Below are 17,250 nucleotides of genomic sequence, written 5' to 3' on the forward strand. Positions count from 1 at the left end.
CCAGCGTCGACATAGCACGTAGCAGACCGACGAACGGTTGGAGAGCACCTCACCTGAAATTGTACCCGTGGCGAGGCGGCCGCGCCAGCGCGCGGATTGCCTCCAATCGGGCTTTCTGCCTACCGACGCAGCAAGCCGCCGAGCGCGCCGCGAACCAAGGTGCGGCCGATCGAGCCGCCGAGCTGGCCGCCGACCGACTTGCCGAGATTGGCGGCCATCCCTCCGATCACCTGGTTGGTCACCGATCGCGTCACGTCGCGCGCAATGACCTGGCCGGCCGACAGGCGGCCGCGCTTGACATTGGTGCCGAAGATGGTGCCGACGATCGAGCCGATCTGGCCGAGGATGCTGCCGCCTCCGCCCGCCGGAGCATCCGCCGTCGCCGCGGTGCCGGCGATGCGCTTCTGGATCATCTCGTAGGCGGACTCTTCATCAACGGCGGTGTCGTATTTGCCCTTCACCGGGCTCGCATCCATGATCGCCTTGCGCTCTTCCGGCGTGATCGATCCGATCCGGGCCGACGGCGGCCGGATCATCACCCGCTCGACCATCGCCGGCGTGCCGTTGCCTTCGAGGAAGGACACCAGCGCTTCGCCCTTGCCGAGCTCCATGATCACCTTGGCGGTGTCGAGCTTCGGGTTGGGCCGGAAGGTCTGGGCCGCGGCAGCGACCGCCTTCTGGTCGCGCGGGGTGAAGGCGCGCAGCGCGTGCTGCACCCGGTTACCGAGCTGACCGAGCACGCGGTCGGGCACGTCGATCGGGTTCTGCGTCACGAAGTAGACGCCGACGCCCTTGGAGCGGATCAGGCGGACCACCTGCTCGATCTTGTCCATCAGCGCCTTGGGCGCGTCGTTGAACAGCAGATGCGCCTCGTCGAAGAAGAACACCAGCTTCGGCTTCGGCAGGTCGCCGGCCTCAGGCAGCTCCTCGAACAGCTCCGACAGCATCCACAACAGGAATGTCGCGTAAAGCCGCGGGCTCTGGAGCAGCTTGTCGGCGACGAGGATGTTGACCATGCCGCGGCCGTCGCGGTCGGTCCTCATGAAGTCCTTCAGCGTCAGCGCCGGCTCGCCGAAGAACTTGGTGGCGCCCTGGTTCTCCAGCACCAGGAGCTGGCGCTGGATGGTGCCGACGGTGGCCTTGGTGACGTTGCCAAAGCCCTGGGCGGCCTTGCGGATGTCGGCAAGCGGATCGTCGGCGGCGTCCGGCCCCTTCTTGCTGCTGTCGGGCACGATGGCATCGAGCAACGCCCGCAGATCCTTCATGTCGATCAGGACAAGGCCGTTGTCGTCGGCGACACGGAAGGCGACGTTGAGCACGCCCTCCTGCACGTCGTTGAGGTCGAGCATGCGCGCGAGCAGAAGCGGCCCCATCTCGGTGACGGTCGCCCGCACCGGGTGGCCCTGCTCACCGAACACATCCCAGAACACCGTCGAGAACTGGTCGGGCTGGAACGTCAGCCCCATCTCGGTGGCGCGCTTGACGATGAAGTCCGCGGGCACGCCGACCTCGGAGATGCCGGAGAGGTCGCCCTTGATGTCGGCCGCGAAGACCGGAACACCGGCGCGCGCAAATCCCTCTGCCATGACTTGCAGCGATACCGTCTTGCCGGTTCCGGTTGCACCTGTGACGAGGCCGTGGCGATTGGCGAGCGCCAGCGTCAGCCATGCCTGCTCGTCTCCCTTGCCGACGAAGATCTTGTCGTCGGTGTCGCCGAGCTTGCTGTTCTGTGCGGTCATTATTCTCTCTGATCCGTCTGCCGTATTTCGCGTATTGAAACTCAAATGCCAGTTCCGTAGTTTAACGCATGTCGCGCGCCGATTGAAACCGTTCAACGCGACCTGATCATGCGACATTGTCGGAAAACAAGTGCACGACATCCGCCGAAAGTAGGAACTGCGCGTTCGCACCGCGGTAATTTACTGCTGATTTCGTCTCCGCTCTTGCATCGCTGCAACACTTTTCGCGCGTTCTAAGCTGAATCGCATGTTCGCCTCCGTTCATAGCTTGTATTTCACACCACACCGGCTCAAGATCATTTTGAAAACAATACTCCGGCATGTGAACCGGCTGAGGGGCAGGCCATATGGACGAGCTGATCGGGCGGCTGGCGACGAACGCCAGCATAGATAGTGCTGTCGCTGAAAAGACGGTCGGCATTATCCTGGGCTTCCTTCGCAACGAAGGCCCTTCCGAGAACGTCGAAGCCCTGATCAATCATATTCCCGGCGCGGAAGCGGCGATCGCGGCGTCCAAAAGCGGTGGCGGACTGTCGCGGCTGATGGGCGGCGGCCTGATGGCGGTTGGCACGCGCCTGATGGGCTTGGGACTTGGCATGTCCGAGATTCAGACCATTGCTCGTGAACTTTTTCGCTTCGGCCGAGACAAAATCGGAGCGGATCAGATGGGCAAGATCATCGCAGGGACGCCGGGCCTCAGCCAATTTACCTGAGCTACGCTTTTCATATCGAGCATCATGACATATCCGATTTCCGAGATTGAGGGCCTGCCGGCCTTTGCCGCCAACAAGTTGAAGGCGCAAGGAATCCGCACGACGGACGCGCTGCTCGAGGCGGCCTCAACCGTGAAGGGCCGCAAGGCGCTGTCCGCCAAGACCGGCATCAGCGAGCAGCAGCTTCTGGAATGGGCCAACGTCTCCGACTACATGCGCATTCCCGGGATGGGCCGTGCCAAGGTCGGCCTGGTCCGTGCCGCCGGCGTCACCACCGTGCGCGAGCTCGCCTATCGGAATCCGGCAAGACTCGCCCAGAGCATGCGCGAAGCCAACGAGAAGAAGAAGCTCCTCCGCATCCTGCCCTCGGAGAAATCGGTCGGCGACATCATCGCCAAGGCCAAGAAGCTGCCGCCGAAGATCACGTATTAGGCCTGCTCACCGCATACGAGCTGACGCCACACCTTCGCCGGGACGACACCGGGGGTAAGAGTGGACGGCTGTCTCAACAACGTTATTGCGAGCGCAGCGAAGCAATCCAGACTGCCGCCGCGGAAAGAATCTGGATTGCTTCGCTGCGCTCGCAATGACGGAGCGTGGGCAAGAGCAACGTTCCCTCACTGGCCCCGGAACGGATCGGAGCGACCGGATCGCCCCCAATCCCGTCTTGACTCCCCCTCCCCGACCGCGCACATCCACGCGCATGAATGCCTTGCCATCCCCTTCCGTCCCGCCGGCCGGCTCGGCCGGGCGTGACGTGCTGCGGACACTGCTGGAACGGCCACTCCCGGCGGTGATGGGCGTGCTCAACGTCACCCCGGATTCCTTCTCAGACGGCGGCGATTTCATCGCGCCCGACCTGGCGCTCGAACGGGCCCGGGCGATGATCGCCGATGGCGTCGACATCATCGACATCGGCGCGGAATCCACCCGGCCCTACAAGGGCGCCAAGGCAGTCACGGCCGAGGACGAGCTTGCCCGGCTGAGGCCGGTGCTATCGGGCGTGGTTGCGCTCGGCGTGCCGGTCTCGATCGACAGCATGAAGGCGGAGGTGGTGGCCTTCGCGCTCGACCAGGGCGCGGCGATCGCCAACGACGTCTGGGGCCTGCAACGCGATGCCGGCATGGCGCCGCTGGTGGCCGCTAGAGGCGTCCCCGTCATCGTCATGCACAACCGCGAGAGCGTGGATTCCGCCATCGACATCATCGCGGACATGAAGGCGTTCTTCCTGCGCTCGCTGGATATCGCCGCCAGGGCCGGCATCGCACGCGACAAGATCGTGCTCGATCCCGGCATCGGCTTCGGCAAGACCGCCGAGCAGAGCATGACCGCGCTGGCGCGGCTGCGCGAATTCGACATGTTCGGCCTGCCGATCCTGGTCGGCGCCTCGCGCAAGCGCTTCATCGCCTCGGTGTCGCCGTCGGAACCGAAAGAGCGGCTCGCCGGCTCGATCGCGGCGCATCTCATCGCCACGCAGCGCGGCGCCAGGATCATCCGGACCCATGACGTCGCCGAGACCTTGCAGGCCCTGCGGGTCGCGAACGCAATCGAGAGCAAGCAATGACCGATACGATCTTCGTGACCGGCCTGTCGATCCACGCTCGCCACGGCGTGATGGATCACGAAACCGAAGTCGGCCAGCGTTTCGTGATTGATCTCGAGCTCTATACCGACCTGTCGGAGCCTTCGCGCACCGACCGGCTCGCCGATACGGTGTCCTACGCCGAAGTCGTGGCGACCACGACGGCGGCGTTCAAGAACACCAATTACAAGCTCTTGGAACGCGCCGCCGGCGCGGTGGCCGACGCCATCCTGTCGCACTTCCCGCGCATCCGCGCCGTGAAGATCACCGTGCACAAGCCGCATGCGCCGATCGCGGCGATCTTCGACGATGTCGGCATCATGCTGACGCGCTCGCGGCACCCTTGATATGGCAAGCGTGCTGATCGCACTGGGCGGCAATGTCGGCGATGTCCGCGCGACGTTCGACAGGGCGATCGCGCACATCTGCGGCATGGCACAGGCCGCGCTGACCGCGCGCTCCTCGGACTATGCAACGCCGCCCTGGGGCGATGAGGAGCAGGATCCCTTCATCAATGCCTGCATCGAGATCGAAACCGGCCTCGATCCGCACGCGCTGCTGTTCGTCCTGCAGAAGGTCGAGCAGAAATTCGGACGTACGCGGGCCAAGGAGCGGCCCTGGGGGCCGCGCACGCTCGATCTCGACATGATCGCCTATGACGATGTCAGGCTGCAGAAGCCCGACCTGACCTTGCCGCATCCGCGCCTGTTCGAGCGCGCCTTCGTGCTGGTGCCGCTGGCCGAGATCGCGCCCGACCGCGTGATCTCGGGCATTCGCGTACGTGACGGGCTTTCCAGCGTCTCGACGCAAGGCATTGAGCGGCTTCCGGATACCGGTTAACCAAAAACAACCGTTTGCAGGGACGGTCCGCCGTGGCAATTTCGCCTGCGAACAACAAGATTTTCGGGAGCCCCTCGCCGCATGACCTCCGTGACTGACGACCTGCCGCTGGCGGCGGATTTTCCCAAGGCAACGGTCGAAGACTGGCGCAAGCTGGTCGATGGCGTGCTCAAGGGCGCGCCGTTCGAGAAGCTGGTCGGCAAGACCTATGACGGCCTGAAGATCGATCCGCTCTATCCGCGCGCCAGGGGCGTTGCGCCCGTGGTCGGACGGGCTGCGGCCGCGCCGTGGCAGATCATGCAGCGGATCGACCATCCCGACGCGGCGGCCGCGAACGCGCAGGCCTTGCAGGATCTGGAGAATGGCGCGACCGGGCTCGCGCTGGTGTTCGCCGGTGGCAATGACGCCCACGGTTTCGGCCTGGAACCGACAGCCGACGCGATCGCAAAGGTCTTAAAGGACATTCATCTCGATGCCGGCATCGGCATCGAGCTTCAAATCGGTCCGCAATCGCGGATGGCCGCGATCCATGTCGCGGAATATGTAAAGAGCAAGGGCCTCGATCCCGCGGCCTGCGACATCCGCTTCGGTCTCGATCCGCTCGCCGCCTGCGCGGTGTGGGGCCACAGCCCTTACACCTGGGAGGAGATCGCTCCTGCCCTCACCGGCGCGATCAAGGGTCTCGCCGCGCTCGGCTTCAAGGGGCCATTTGCGTCCGCCGACGGACGCGTGATCCACGATGCCGGCGGCTCGGAAGTGCAGGAGCTCGCCTTCGTGCTCGCCTGTGGCGTCGCCTATCTTCGCGCGATCGAAGGCGCCGGCGTTCCGCTGGAAGCCGCGCAGGGCATGGTCTATGCGCGGCTCGCCGCGGACGCCGACCAGTTCCTGACCATGGCAAAATTCCGCGCGCTGCGGCTCTTGTGGGCGCGCATCGAGACGGCATGCGGACTGACGCCGAAGCCGTTGTTCATCGCCGCCGATACTGCCTGGCGCATGCTGACGCAGCGCGCCCCCTATGTGAACATGCTGCGCGCGACCATGGCGACGTTCGCGGCGGGGCTTGCCGGCGCCAACGCGATCACGGTGCTGCCGCACACGCTGGCGCTCGGACTACCCGATCCGTTCGCGCGGCGCGTGGCGCGCAACACGCAACTGCTGCTGCTGGAGGAGAGCAACCTCGCCAAGGTCAGCGATCCCGCGGCGGGCGCAGGCGGCATCGAGACGCTCACGGCACAGCTTTGCGAGGCGGCCTGGGCGCTGTTCCAGGAGAGCGAGAAGGCCGGCGGCGCCTTTGCCGCGCTTCAGCAGGCCCTGTTCCAGAGCAAGGTCGCGGCCGCCCGCAAAGCGCGCGATGCCAACATCGCAAAACGCCGCGACGTCCTGACCGGCGCGAGCGAGTTTCCGAACCTGCATGAGCGCGAGACGGCGGTGCTGAAGACGACGCCGGTCGCGCTCGCACCCTACGGCGAACAGAAATACAAGTTCGACGCGCTGCCGCCGATACGACTGGCGGAACCGTTCGAAGCGCTGCGCGACAAATCCGACGCGGCGTTGAAGGCGCGCGGCGCGCGGCCAAAGGTGTTCCTGGCCAATCTCGGCACGCCCGCCGATTTCACGGCGCGCGCAACTTTTGCGAAGAGCTTCTTCGAGGCCGGCGGCATCCAGGCCATCGACAGCGAGGGTTTTGCCGATCCGGCCAAATTGGTCGCCGCGTTCAGGGCCTCCGGTGCAGAGCTTGCCTGCCTTTGTTCCAGCGACAAGGTCTATGCGGAACACGCCGAAGCCGCGGCGAAGGCCCTGCAAACCGCAGGCACCAGACATATCTATTTGGCAGGCCGCCCGACCGAGGCCGAGGCAGGTTTACGGGCCGCCGGCGTCACGGGTTTTGTCTTCGCCGGGGGCGATGCGCTTGCCACGCTGCAAGACGCCTATCGACGGATGGAGCAGGCATGACCGAGCCAGGCAAACCAGTTCTCACCGGCGGCTGCCAATGCGGCGCCATCCGCTTTGCGGTCTTGGCAGCGCCGGCGAAGATCAGCATCTGTCATTGCCGGATGTGCCAGAAGGCGACCGGTGCGCCGTTCGCCTCCTATGCCGACATCGAGAAGGGTGATTTCGCCTGGACCAAGGGCACGCCCTCTGCGTTCCGCTCCTCGTCCATCGCGATGCGCGATTTCTGCGCCGCCTGCGGCACGCCGCTGAGCTTCCGCCGCATCGACGGCCCGCGCATCGAGATCATGACCGGTACGTTCGATCGTCCGGATCACGTGGTGCCGACACGGCAATATGGAACCGAATCCCGCCTCGGCTGGGTGGTCGGGATCGCCAATTTGCCGAGCCAGACCACGCAACAGAATTACGGGCCGGAGAAGATGGCGACCATCGTCAGCCATCAGCATCCGGACCATGATTGAGCGTCTATGATATGGTCGAAACCATGAGCCGCATTCCCAATTTCGCCGATGTCGCCTTCGAGAGAGCAACCACCGCCGCGCCGGCCGGCAGCGCCGAGCCGTGGCTGACGCCCGAGGGCATCCTGGTGAAGCCCGCCTATGGCGAGGCCGACCTCGCCGGGCTCGATTTCCTCGAGACTTATCCGGGCATCGCGCCCTACCTGCGCGGCCCCTACCCGACCATGTATGTCAACCAGCCCTGGACCGTCCGGCAATATGCCGGCTTCTCCACGGCGGAGGATTCCAACGCGTTCTACCGCCGCAACTTAGCTGCCGGACAGAAGGGCCTCTCGGTCGCCTTCGACCTCGCCACCCATCGCGGCTATGACAGCGATCATCCGCGCGTCGGCGGCGACGTCGGCATGGCCGGCGTGGCCATCGATTCCATCTACGACATGCGCACGCTGTTTGCGGGCATCCCGCTCGACCAGATGAGCGTGTCCATGACCATGAACGGCGCGGTGCTGCCGATCCTCGCGCTGTTCGTCGCCGCCGCGGGCGAACAGGGCGTGCCGCCGGAAAAACTCTCGGGCACCATTCAGAACGACATTCTGAAAGAGTTCATGGTGCGCAACACCTATATCTATCCGCCTGCGCCCTCGATGCGGATCATCTCCGACATCTTCGCCTACACCTCCACGAAGATGCCGAAATACAATTCGATCTCGATCTCCGGCTATCACATGCAGGAGGCCGGCGCGACGCAGGATCTCGAGCTCGCCTATACGCTCGCCGACGGCGTCGAATATTTGCGCGCCGGACTTGCCGCAGGCCTCGACGTCGACCGCTTCGCGCCGCGGCTGTCGTTCTTCTGGGCGATCGGCATGAACTTCTTCATGGAAGTCGCCAAGATGCGCGCCGCGCGCCTGTTGTGGGCGAAGCTGCTCAAGCCGTTCAACCCGAAGGACCCGCGCTCGCTGTCGCTGCGCACGCATTGCCAGACCTCGGGCTGGTCGCTGACCGCGCAGGACGTCTTCAACAACGTGATGCGCACGACGGTGGAGGCGATGGCGGCCACGCAAGGCCACACCCAGTCGCTGCACACCAACGCGCTCGACGAGGCGCTGGCCCTGCCAACCGATTTCTCGGCCCGCATCGCCCGCAACACCCAGCTCTTCCTCCAGCAGGAGAGCGGCACCACCCGCATCATCGATCCCTGGGGCGGCTCGTATTATGTCGAGCGCCTGACGCGCTATCTCGCCGCGAAGGCGTGGAGCCACATCCAGGAGGTCGAGGAGCTCGGCGGCATGGCGAAGGCCATCGAGGCCGGCGTGCCCAAGCTGCGCATCGAGGAGGCTTCCGCCAAGACCCAGGCCCGTATCGACGCCGGCAAGCAGGCGGTGATCGGCGTCAACAAGTACAAGCCGACCGACGAGGCACCGATCGATATCCTCAAGGTCGACAACACCAACGTCCGCCGGCTCCAGATCGACAAACTGACGCGGCTGAAGTCCGAGCGCAACCAGAAGGACGTCGATGCCGCGCTCGCCGCGCTGACGCGCTCGGCCGGCGAAGGCAACGGCAACCTGCTCGCGCTCGCCATCGACGCGGCGCGGGCCAAGGCGACCGTCGGCGAAATCTCGGACGCGATGGAGAAGGTGTTCGGCCGGCACCGCGCCGAGATCAAGTCCATCACCGGCGTCTACAAGCGGGAGGCGTCCAGCATGGGTAACCGGGTCGAGAAGGTTCAGGCGCTGATCGACGCCTTCGAGGAGGCGGAAGGCCGCCGCCCGCGCATCCTGGTCGCCAAGATCGGCCAGGACGGCCACGACCGTGGCCAGAAGGTGATCGCCTCGGCGTTCGCCGATATCGGCTTCGACGTCGACATCGGGCCGCTGTTTGCCACCGCCGATGAAGCGGCGCGACAGGCCGTCGAGAACGACGTGCACATCCTCGGCGTCTCTTCGCTTGCCGCGGCCCACCTCACCGCCGTGCCTGAACTGAAGGCCGCGCTGAAGAAGCAGGGCCGCGACGACATCATGATCATCGTCGGCGGCGTGGTGCCGCCGCAGGACTACGAGGCGCTCTACGCGGCCGGTGCCGAAGCGATCTTCCCGCCCGGCACGGTGATCGCCGACGCCGCCGAGGAGCTGATCCGCAAGCTGAACGCCCGGCTCGGGCATAGCGAGGCGGCGGAGTAGATGCTACGCTGGCCGTATCACCGGTCGGGTTGTCTTCATGACACGTGATGAGATCATCGCTGCGATCCGCAAGAACGCCGATGCCATCAAAGCCAAGGGCGTCTCGAAGCTCGCCATCGTCGGCTCGCGGGCCGACGCCGACTATCGGCCGGACAGCGACATCGATGTCCTGGTCGAGGTCGAACCGGAGGCCTCCTTCTCGCTGCTCAACCTGATCGACGTCGAGCAGATCATCGAGGACGCGACCGGCTTGCAGGCGCAGGCGACTGTCCGGCGCTCCGCCTCCCCCCACTCTGCGCAGCAGATCGCAGACGACATCCTCGAAATATTCTGACGCTCACGTAAGGAGCACTCCCCTTGAAGTTCATGATCGGTTTGAGCGTCGCCATGGCGCTTGGCGCAACGTGCGTGATCTCCGCCTTCGCCGCGGATCCAAAGCCCGACGCCGTCGTCAAGACCAAGAGCATCGAGGCGCGCGTCTTCCTCGACGACAGGATCAAGGCGGATGCAGCGCTCGCGGCGGATTGCCTGGCCGAAGGCAGGAAGTGGCTCGACAAGAACGCGGCCGAGGCCGCCGCCGAGCGCAAAGAAGATCCGCAGTTCTTCAAGGACGGCGGCTGGGACTTCGAGCGCAAATATGCGATCCGCTCGGTCGTTGCCGACCGCTATGCCAGCATCCTGCGCAACGACTACATGGACACCCACGGCGCCCATCCCAATTCGGACGTGAACACGATCCTCTGGGACAAGACCGAGCGCAAGCGCATCTCGATCCGCCCGTTCTTCAACGAGACCGCCGATGGCGGCCCGACCATGAAGGCGATGGTGAAAGCCGTGATCGCCTCGCTCAAGGCCGAGAAGAAGAAGCGCGACACCAGCGAGACTGCAACCGACGAGTGGTTCAAGAGCGTGGAGCCGAGCCTGCTCAAGATCGGCGCCGTGACGCTCGCCCCGTCGACCGAAGCCGGCAAGAGTTCCGGGCTCACGTTCCACTATCCGCCTTACGCGGTCGGTCCCTACGCCGAAGGCGAATATGTCGCATTCGTGCCGTGGGAGATGCTGAAGCCTTACCTCACCGCGGAGGGCACGCGGATCTTCGGTGGCGCACGGCCGAAGGGCGATGCGGAGGAGCCGCAATGATCGTCGTGTGAGCAGCGACACATTGCTCACAGCGCTCTGGTAGCGCTACCTTGCAGCCGCGCTGCAAAGCTGACTAGAATGCCGTCATTAAGAGCGCCCGGTGTTACGGGCGCCGCTGGGAGGCATTCATGTCCAAGATTACGCGCCGCGCTTTTGCGGCTTCATCCGCCGCGGTTGCGGCGTCCGCCGCATTCGGTCTCACGCCCGCCCGCGCCCAAGCCTATCCGGCGCGGCCGGTCACCGTGATCGTGCCCTGGGGCGCCGGCGGCGGCACCGACGCGACTGCGCGCATTGTCGCAGCCCTGCTGGAAAAGGACCTTGGCCAGCCCTTCAACGTGGTGAACCGCACCGGCGGCTCCGGCGTGGTCGGCCATACCGCGATCGCGACTGCGCAGCCCGACGGCTACACGATCGGCATGCTCACGGTCGAGATCTCGATGATGCACTGGCAGGGCCTCACCGAGCTGACGCCGAAGAGCTACACCCCGCTGGCGTTGATGAACGAGGACCCGCCCGGCATCCAGGTCTCCTCCTCCTCGCCCTACAAGACGGTCAAGGACCTTGCCGAAGCGATCAAGACCGCGCCGCCCGGCAAGTTCAAGGCCTCGGGCACCGGCCAGGGCGGCATCTGGCATCTGGCGCTGGTCGGCTGGATGCAGGCGATGGGCCTGCCCGCCAACCAGGTCGCCTGGGTGCCGTCGAACGGCGCCGCGCCCGCGATGCAGGATCTCGCCGCCGGCGGCCTCGACCTCACCACCTGCTCGGTACCGGAAGCGCGCGCCATCATCGAGGCCGGCAAGGCCAGAAGCCTTGCCATCATGGCACCGGCGCGCAACCCGATCTTCCCGGACGTGCCGACGCTGAAGGAGGCGATGGGCATCGAATACGCGACCGGCGCCTGGCGCGGCATCGGCGCACCCAAGAACCTGCCCCCGGAGCTCGCAACGAAGCTCACCGCGGCGCTGAAGAAGGTCTACGACTCCGCCGAGTTCAAGGACTTCATGAGCAATCGCGGCTTCGGCACGGTGTGGGGCGATGCCGGCCAGTTCGCTGGCTTCATGGACAAGGGCGACGCCCAGATGGGCGAAGCGATGAAGGCCGCAGGTTTGAGCAAGGCGTGAACCTTCACCTCTCCCCGCGTGCGGGGAGAGGTCGAATTCGAGCTCCGCTCGAATTCGGGTGAGGGGGGTCTCCGCGAGTCCAACTCTCACCGTCCGCGCGGAAAGTCTCCCTCTCCCCGTAAGAACGGGGAGAGGGAGAAGAAACCCCACAGGACTCCTCCCATGCGTCTTCCCGACTCCGTCACGGGCTCGTTTCTCGTCGTGCTCGGCGCGGCCGCAGCCTATGGCGGCTACATCCTGCCACCGGTGCCGGGGCAGCCGGTCGGCCCCAACGTGTTTCCGCTCGTGATCGGCACCGGGCTTGCGCTGTGCGGGCTCGCGATCGTGTTCGGCATCGGCCATTCCTTCGAGGAGGAGGAAGAGCTGATCCCGCTGGAGGGCGGCCAGGCAGCAAGCCCGCCGCCGCAGGGCAAGCTCTACGGCCTGCGTGCGCTGCTGCCGCCGGCGCTTTTGCTGTTCTACGTCGTCGCCGCCGACCGGCTCGGCTTCATCATCACCGCGGCGATCATGGTCTACGTGACCTCGACCGCGCTCGGCGCGAAGTGGAAGCTGGCGCTGCCGCTCGCCGCGCTGTCGCCCTTCGCCATCCACCTCATCTTCGGCAAGCTGCTGCGCGTGCCGCTTCCTGCCGGCCTGCTGCCGACGCCCTGGTGATCCATGCTGAAGACCCTGATTGAAGCGTTCGCGCTGATCTCCACCTGGGAGGTGGTCATCGCGATGTTCGCGGCCTCCGTGTACGGCCTCGTCATCGGCTCGCTGCCGGGCCTGTCGGCGACGATGGCGACCGCCCTGCTCGTCCCCGTCACCTTCTATCTGTCGCCGATCGCCGCGATCGCGACCATCGTCGCGGCGTCCTCGATGGCGATCTTCTCAGGCGACATTCCCGGCGCCCTGCTGCGCATTCCCGGAACGCCCGCGTCCGCCGCCTATGCGGACGAAGCCTATGCCATGACGCGCAAGGGCAAGGCCGAGCTGGCGCTCGGGGCCGGCGTCTGGTTCTCCGCGGTCGGCGGCATCGCCGGCGTGCTGTCGCTGATGATCTTGGCGCCGCCGCTCGCCGAGGTCGCGCTGTCGTTCTCCACCTTCGAATATTTCTGGCTGGCGCTGCTCGGCCTGATGTGCGCCACCCTGGTCGCGCGTTCCTCGCCGGTGAAGGCGATCGCCGGCATGTTCCTCGGCCTGCTCGTCTCCTGCATCGGCATCGAGAATCCGGGCGGCGTGCCGCGCTTCACCTTCGGCATCACCGACCTGTTCGGCGGCATCGAGCCGATTCCGGCGCTGGTCGGCGTGTTCGCGGTGGCGCAGGTGATGCGCGCGATGCTGACGCCGGAACCACCTCCACTGCCGCGTCGAAAATTCGGAAGCATCATGGCCGGCCAGTGGAAGCTGACCAGGAAATACCATTGGCAGATGACGCGCGGAAACATCGTCGGCATCATCATCGGGGTGCTGCCCGGCGCCGGCGCCGACATGGCCGCCTGGGTCAGCTACGCGATGTCCAAGCGCTTCTCCAAGGAGCCGGAGAAATTCGGCACCGGCCATGTCGAGGGCCTGGTCGAGGCCGGCGCCAGCAACAATGCCAGCATCGCCTCGGGCTGGGTGCCTTCGCTGCTGTTCGGCATTCCCGGCGACACCATCGCCGCGATCGCGATCGGCGTGCTCTACATGAAGGGGCTCAATCCCGGCCCGACGCTGTTCACCGAGAAGGCGTCGAGCATGTACGCGATCTACCTGATGTTCATCATCGCGAACATCCTGATGATCCCGCTCGGCATCGCCATGATCAGGATCGCCGCCTACATCCTGCTGGCACCGCGCTCCGCCATCATGCCGATCATCATGCTGTGCTGCGCGGTCGGCTCGTTCGCGATCGGCAACAACATGTTCGGCGTCGTCACCGTCGCCGCCTTCGGGGTGATCGGCTACGTGATGGAGGCGAACGGCTATCCCGTCGCCGCGATGGTGCTCGGCATCGTCATGGGCACCATGGTCGAGCAGGCCTTCGTGACCTCGCTGATCAAGTCCGACGGCAGTATCCTGCCGTTCTTCGAGCGCCCCGTCGCTGCCATCCTCGCCGCCATGGCGATCGGCGCACTGCTGTGGCCGGTGATGGTATGGGTCTGGCGCAAGGTGAAACCGGTGCAAACGGCGGCAGCAACATCCCGGTGATAGGGGGCGGGCGGCCCTCGCCTGCCCCGCCGGGGCGTTGTAAAGCAAGGCATGGTTGAGAAGAAGGCTTCACTGGACATCAAATCCCTCGCCCGCGATCTCCGCTCCGGCAGTCGCGCGGCCCTCGCCCGGGCTATCACGCTAGTGGAGAGCCGGCGCGGCGACCACCAGGCGCTGGCGCGCGAGCTGGTGCAGATGCTGCTGCCTGACACCGGCAAGGCGTTTCGCGTCGGCATCACCGGCTCGCCCGGGGTCGGCAAGTCCACCACCATCGACGCGCTCGGCACCTATCTGATCGAGCAGGGCCACAAGGTCGCAGTGCTCGCGGTCGATCCGTCCTCGGCGCGCAGCGGCGGATCGATCCTGGGCGACAAGACGCGGATGGCGCGGCTATCGGCGTCGGATGACGCCTTCATCCGCCCCTCGCCATCCTCGGGCACGCTCGGGGGCGTCGCCGCGAAAACGCGCGAGGCGATGCTGCTATGCGAGGCGGCCGGCTTCGGCGTCGTGCTGGTCGAGACCGTCGGCATCGGCCAGTCCGAGACGGCGGTCTGCGACATGACCGACTTCTTCCTCGCATTGATGCTGCCCGGCGGCGGGGACGAGCTCCAGGGCATCAAGAAGGGCCTGGTCGAGCTCGCCGACATGATCGCGATCAACAAGGCCGACGGCGACAATCTCAAGCGCGCCAACATCACCGCCGCCGACTATCGCAGCGCGCTGCATATTTTGGCGCCGCGGTCCGAGCATTGGCACCCGCCGGTCGAGACCTATTCGGCGCTGACCGGCGACGGCATCGCAAAGATCTGGCAAAAGGTCCTCGATCACCACAAGGCGATGAACGCGTCCGGCGATTTCGCCGCGCGCCGGCGCGAGCAGCAGGTGAAATGGATGTGGTCGATGCTGGAGCAGCGCATGCTGGCGCGGCTGCGCAGCGAGGCATCGGTCCGCACGAAGGTTCGGAAGATCGAGGCCGAAGTCGCCGACGGCCATCTCACGCCGGCGCTCGCCGCCGAGCAGATTCTGGGGCTGCTGCAATGAGCCAGAAGCTCCGCGTTCTCCTGACCGGCTTCGGTCCCTTCCCCGGCGCGCCCTATAACCCGACACAGCCGCTGGTGGCACGGCTGGCGCGGCTGCGCCGCCCGGCACTCGACGACGTCGAACTTGCGACCCACATTTTCCCTGTGACCTATGCCGCCGTTGACCGGCAATTGCCGGAGGTGCTCGCGGCGCAAAAGCCCGACGCGCTGCTGATGTTCGGCCTTGCGGCGCGGACCTCGTACCTGCGCGTCGAGACCCGCGCGCGCAACGCGGTCACCATGCTCTGGCCCGATGCCGCGAACACGCGCTCGAGCAAGCGCGGCATCGCCGGCCATGCGGATGCGATGCTGTTCGGCCCGCACACCGCAAGGCTGCTGCGCGCCGCACGCCTCACCGGCATCGATGCACGCGCCTCGCGCGATGCCGGCGCCTATCTCTGCAACTACTTAAGCTGGCGCGCGATCGAGAACGCGAGGGACGGCGGGCCACGGCTGGCGGCGTTCATCCATATTCCGCTGCTTGCGCGCAGCGGTACAGTGCGGCTCAAGGGTGCGCCACGGATCACGCTGGAGGAACTGGTGGATGCCGGGGAAGCCATGCTGATGGAAATGGTGCGATTGGCCCGGAAGGCCCGCACTTCGTAGGGTGGGCAAAGGCGCACTTGCGCCGTGCCCACCTTCTCTTTCAATCCGGGTGACAATGGTGGGCACGCTGCGCTTTGCCCACCCTACGGCACCTCGCTTTGCGTAAACATTTAACCCTACCGCGAACAATCCTCATCGCCCCGGCCGCCGTGCGCCATTTCTGCGCTACCTAACCGCTGCGGACACTTCCCGCGTCCGCCGGAGGACGCATCCATGGACCTCAACCGGCGTCATCTCATCGGAGCCTCGACCGCCGGCATCGCCGGCGCGCTGGCCATGCCGGCCGACGCTGCGCGCGCGGCGCCGCTGACGTCGCTGCTCGGCCGCGATGCCACGCAATATGGCGTGCGGCCCGGCAGCAGCGAGGACCAGACCCGCGGACTCCAGCGCGCCATCGACGAGGCCGCGCGAGCGCAGATGCCGCTGGCGCTGCCGCCAGGCGTCTACCGCAGCGGATTGCTACGGCTGCCGAACGGCACACAACTGATCGGCGTGCGCGGCGCGACGAAATTCGTCTTCACCGGCGGGCCGTCGGCGATCCAGAGCGACGGCGCCGATGCGATCGGCCTTTCCGGCATCACCTTCGACGGTGGCGGCATCCCGCTGCCGACACGGCGCGGACTGATCCACGTTCTCGGCGGCCGCGACGTCCGCATCACCGATTGCGAGATCACAGGCTCCGGCGGCAGCGGCATCTGGCTCGAGCAGATCTCAGGCGATATCTCCGGCAACATCTTCACCAGCATCGCGGTGACGGCCGTGGTCTCGTTCGACGCCAAGGGCCTCAGCGTCGCCCGCAACACCATCATCGGCACCAACGACAACGGCATCGAGATCCTGCGCAGCGCGATCGGCGATGACGGCACGCTGGTCGCAGACAACCGCATCGAGGACATCAAGGCCGGCCCCGGCGGCTCCGGCCAGTACGGCAACGCCATCAACGCCTTCCGCGCCGGCAATGTGATCGTGCGCGGCAACCGCATCAAAAATTGCGACTATTCCGCGGTGCGCGGCAATTCCGCCTCCAACATCCACATCACAGGCAACAGCGTCAGCGATGTGCGCGAGGTCGCGCTCTATTCCGAGTTCGCGTTCGAGGCGGCGGTGATCGCCAACAACATTGTGGACGGCGCCGCCGTCGGTGTCTCCGTCTGCAATTTCAACGAGGGCGGCCGCATCGCGGTGGTCCAGGGCAACATCATCCGCAATCTGATCCCGAAGCGGCCGATCGGCACCGCGCCTGACGACGATGCCGGCGTCGGCATCTACATCGAGGCGGATACCTCGGTGACCGGCAACGTGATCGAGAACGTGCCGTCCTACGGCATCGTCGCCGGCTGGGGCAAATATCTGCGCGACGTCGCGATCACGGGCAACGTGATCCGCAAGGCGCTGGCCGGAATCGGCGTCTCCGTGGTGCCGGGCGCCGGCACCGCGCTCGTCAACAACAACATGATCTCCGAGACCCCGCGCGGCGCCGTGGTCGGCCTCGATCACGCGCGCGCGGTGACGGCGGATCTGGCGGCGGACGGCGCGCAGCGCTTTGCGCAGGTGATGGTCGGCGGGAACGCGGTGCGGCGGTAGATGCGCGGCAGCGGACGGGCCGTTCATCCTTCGAGGCTCCCCATGGGACGCGTTGCGTCCCATGCCTCACACCTCAGGATGAC

Annotated in this window: 17 protein-coding genes; 16 read left to right on the forward strand and 1 reads right to left on the reverse strand. The window is 66.0% G+C overall.

All coding sequences use genetic code 11. The features are described 5' to 3' along the window. Nucleotides 1-119: 119 nt before the first annotated feature. Nucleotides 120-1,739: a helicase HerA-like domain-containing protein gene (locus ACFLEY_RS31195; RefSeq protein ID WP_060911172.1), complete on the reverse strand. Its 1,620-nt coding sequence runs from the start codon at nt 1,737-1,739 to the stop codon at nt 120-122. A gap of 347 nt (nt 1,740-2,086) precedes the next feature. On the opposite strand from ACFLEY_RS31195, the gene ACFLEY_RS31200 reads away from it, so the two are divergent. The 16 genes from ACFLEY_RS31200 (at nt 2,087) to ACFLEY_RS31275 (ending at nt 17,167) form a co-directional block, all read left to right on the forward strand. After that, complete coding sequence (locus ACFLEY_RS31200) at nt 2,087-2,452, forward strand: hypothetical protein (protein ID WP_060911171.1); 366 nt, start codon at nt 2,087-2,089, stop codon at nt 2,450-2,452. 24 nt (nt 2,453-2,476) lie between these two features. Next, complete coding sequence (locus ACFLEY_RS31205) at nt 2,477-2,884, forward strand: DUF4332 domain-containing protein (RefSeq protein ID WP_011085844.1); 408 nt, start codon at nt 2,477-2,479, stop codon at nt 2,882-2,884. A gap of 271 nt (nt 2,885-3,155) precedes the next feature. Next, nucleotides 3,156-4,016 carry a dihydropteroate synthase gene (folP, locus tag ACFLEY_RS31210; RefSeq protein WP_060911170.1) on the forward strand — a complete coding sequence of 287 codons (861 nt, stop codon included), beginning with the start codon at nt 3,156-3,158 and terminating at the stop codon, nt 4,014-4,016. Continuing rightward, entirely contained in the window at nt 4,013-4,381 is a 369-nt protein-coding gene (gene folB, locus ACFLEY_RS31215) for a dihydroneopterin aldolase (protein WP_027544155.1), read from the forward strand. Before folP ends, folB begins: the two co-directional genes overlap by 4 nt. Before the next feature lies 1 nt (nt 4,382). Continuing rightward, nucleotides 4,383-4,874, forward strand: a complete 492-nt coding sequence (gene folK / locus ACFLEY_RS31220) for a 2-amino-4-hydroxy-6-hydroxymethyldihydropteridine diphosphokinase (protein ID WP_060911169.1) — start codon at nt 4,383-4,385, stop codon at nt 4,872-4,874. A gap of 81 nt (nt 4,875-4,955) precedes the next feature. Beyond that, nucleotides 4,956-6,827, forward strand: a complete 1,872-nt coding sequence (locus ACFLEY_RS31225; protein ID WP_060911168.1) for a methylmalonyl-CoA mutase family protein — start codon at nt 4,956-4,958, stop codon at nt 6,825-6,827. After that, complete coding sequence (locus ACFLEY_RS31230; RefSeq protein WP_011085839.1) at nt 6,824-7,288, forward strand: GFA family protein; 465 nt, start codon at nt 6,824-6,826, stop codon at nt 7,286-7,288. The genes ACFLEY_RS31225 and ACFLEY_RS31230 overlap by 4 nt, the downstream gene beginning before the upstream one ends. A 23-nt stretch (nt 7,289-7,311) precedes the next feature. Further along, nucleotides 7,312-9,468 (forward strand): methylmalonyl-CoA mutase, encoded by a 2,157-nt coding sequence (gene scpA / locus ACFLEY_RS31235; RefSeq protein ID WP_060912993.1) that lies wholly within the window; start codon nt 7,312-7,314, stop codon nt 9,466-9,468. 37 nt (nt 9,469-9,505) lie between these two features. Next, complete coding sequence (locus tag ACFLEY_RS31240) at nt 9,506-9,802, forward strand: nucleotidyltransferase family protein (RefSeq protein WP_011085837.1); 297 nt, start codon at nt 9,506-9,508, stop codon at nt 9,800-9,802. A 32-nt stretch (nt 9,803-9,834) separates the two neighbouring features. Continuing rightward, nucleotides 9,835-10,608 (forward strand): RsiV family protein, encoded by a 774-nt coding sequence (locus tag ACFLEY_RS31245; protein WP_060911167.1) that lies wholly within the window; start codon nt 9,835-9,837, stop codon nt 10,606-10,608. A gap of 128 nt (nt 10,609-10,736) precedes the next feature. Next, a complete protein-coding gene (locus ACFLEY_RS31250) occupies nt 10,737-11,729 on the forward strand; it encodes a tripartite tricarboxylate transporter substrate binding protein (RefSeq protein WP_060911166.1) in 993 nt (330 codons plus the stop codon). 162 nt (nt 11,730-11,891) lie between these two features. Further along, nucleotides 11,892-12,383 carry a tripartite tricarboxylate transporter TctB family protein gene (locus tag ACFLEY_RS31255; RefSeq protein ID WP_060911165.1) on the forward strand — a complete coding sequence of 164 codons (492 nt, stop codon included), beginning with the start codon at nt 11,892-11,894 and terminating at the stop codon, nt 12,381-12,383. Between the two features lie 3 nt (nt 12,384-12,386). Beyond that, nucleotides 12,387-13,898: a tripartite tricarboxylate transporter permease gene (locus tag ACFLEY_RS31260; protein ID WP_060911164.1), complete on the forward strand. Its 1,512-nt coding sequence runs from the start codon at nt 12,387-12,389 to the stop codon at nt 13,896-13,898. Between the two features lie 51 nt (nt 13,899-13,949). After that, the gene (gene meaB, locus ACFLEY_RS31265) at nt 13,950-14,939 is read left to right on the forward strand and encodes a methylmalonyl Co-A mutase-associated GTPase MeaB (RefSeq protein WP_060911163.1); all 990 of its coding nucleotides are present in this window, start codon (nt 13,950-13,952) and stop codon (nt 14,937-14,939) included. Further along, nucleotides 14,936-15,583 (forward strand): pyroglutamyl-peptidase I, encoded by a 648-nt coding sequence (locus tag ACFLEY_RS31270; RefSeq protein WP_028172297.1) that lies wholly within the window; start codon nt 14,936-14,938, stop codon nt 15,581-15,583. The genes meaB and ACFLEY_RS31270 overlap by 4 nt, the downstream gene beginning before the upstream one ends. Before the next feature lie 213 nt (nt 15,584-15,796). Then, complete coding sequence (locus ACFLEY_RS31275; RefSeq protein WP_060911162.1) at nt 15,797-17,167, forward strand: TIGR03808 family TAT-translocated repetitive protein; 1,371 nt, start codon at nt 15,797-15,799, stop codon at nt 17,165-17,167. Nucleotides 17,168-17,250: the final 83 nt, after the last annotated feature.

Source organism: Bradyrhizobium sp. YCK136 (assembly GCF_044570075.1).
Classification (GTDB): Bacteria; Pseudomonadota; Alphaproteobacteria; order Rhizobiales; family Xanthobacteraceae; genus Bradyrhizobium; species Bradyrhizobium diazoefficiens.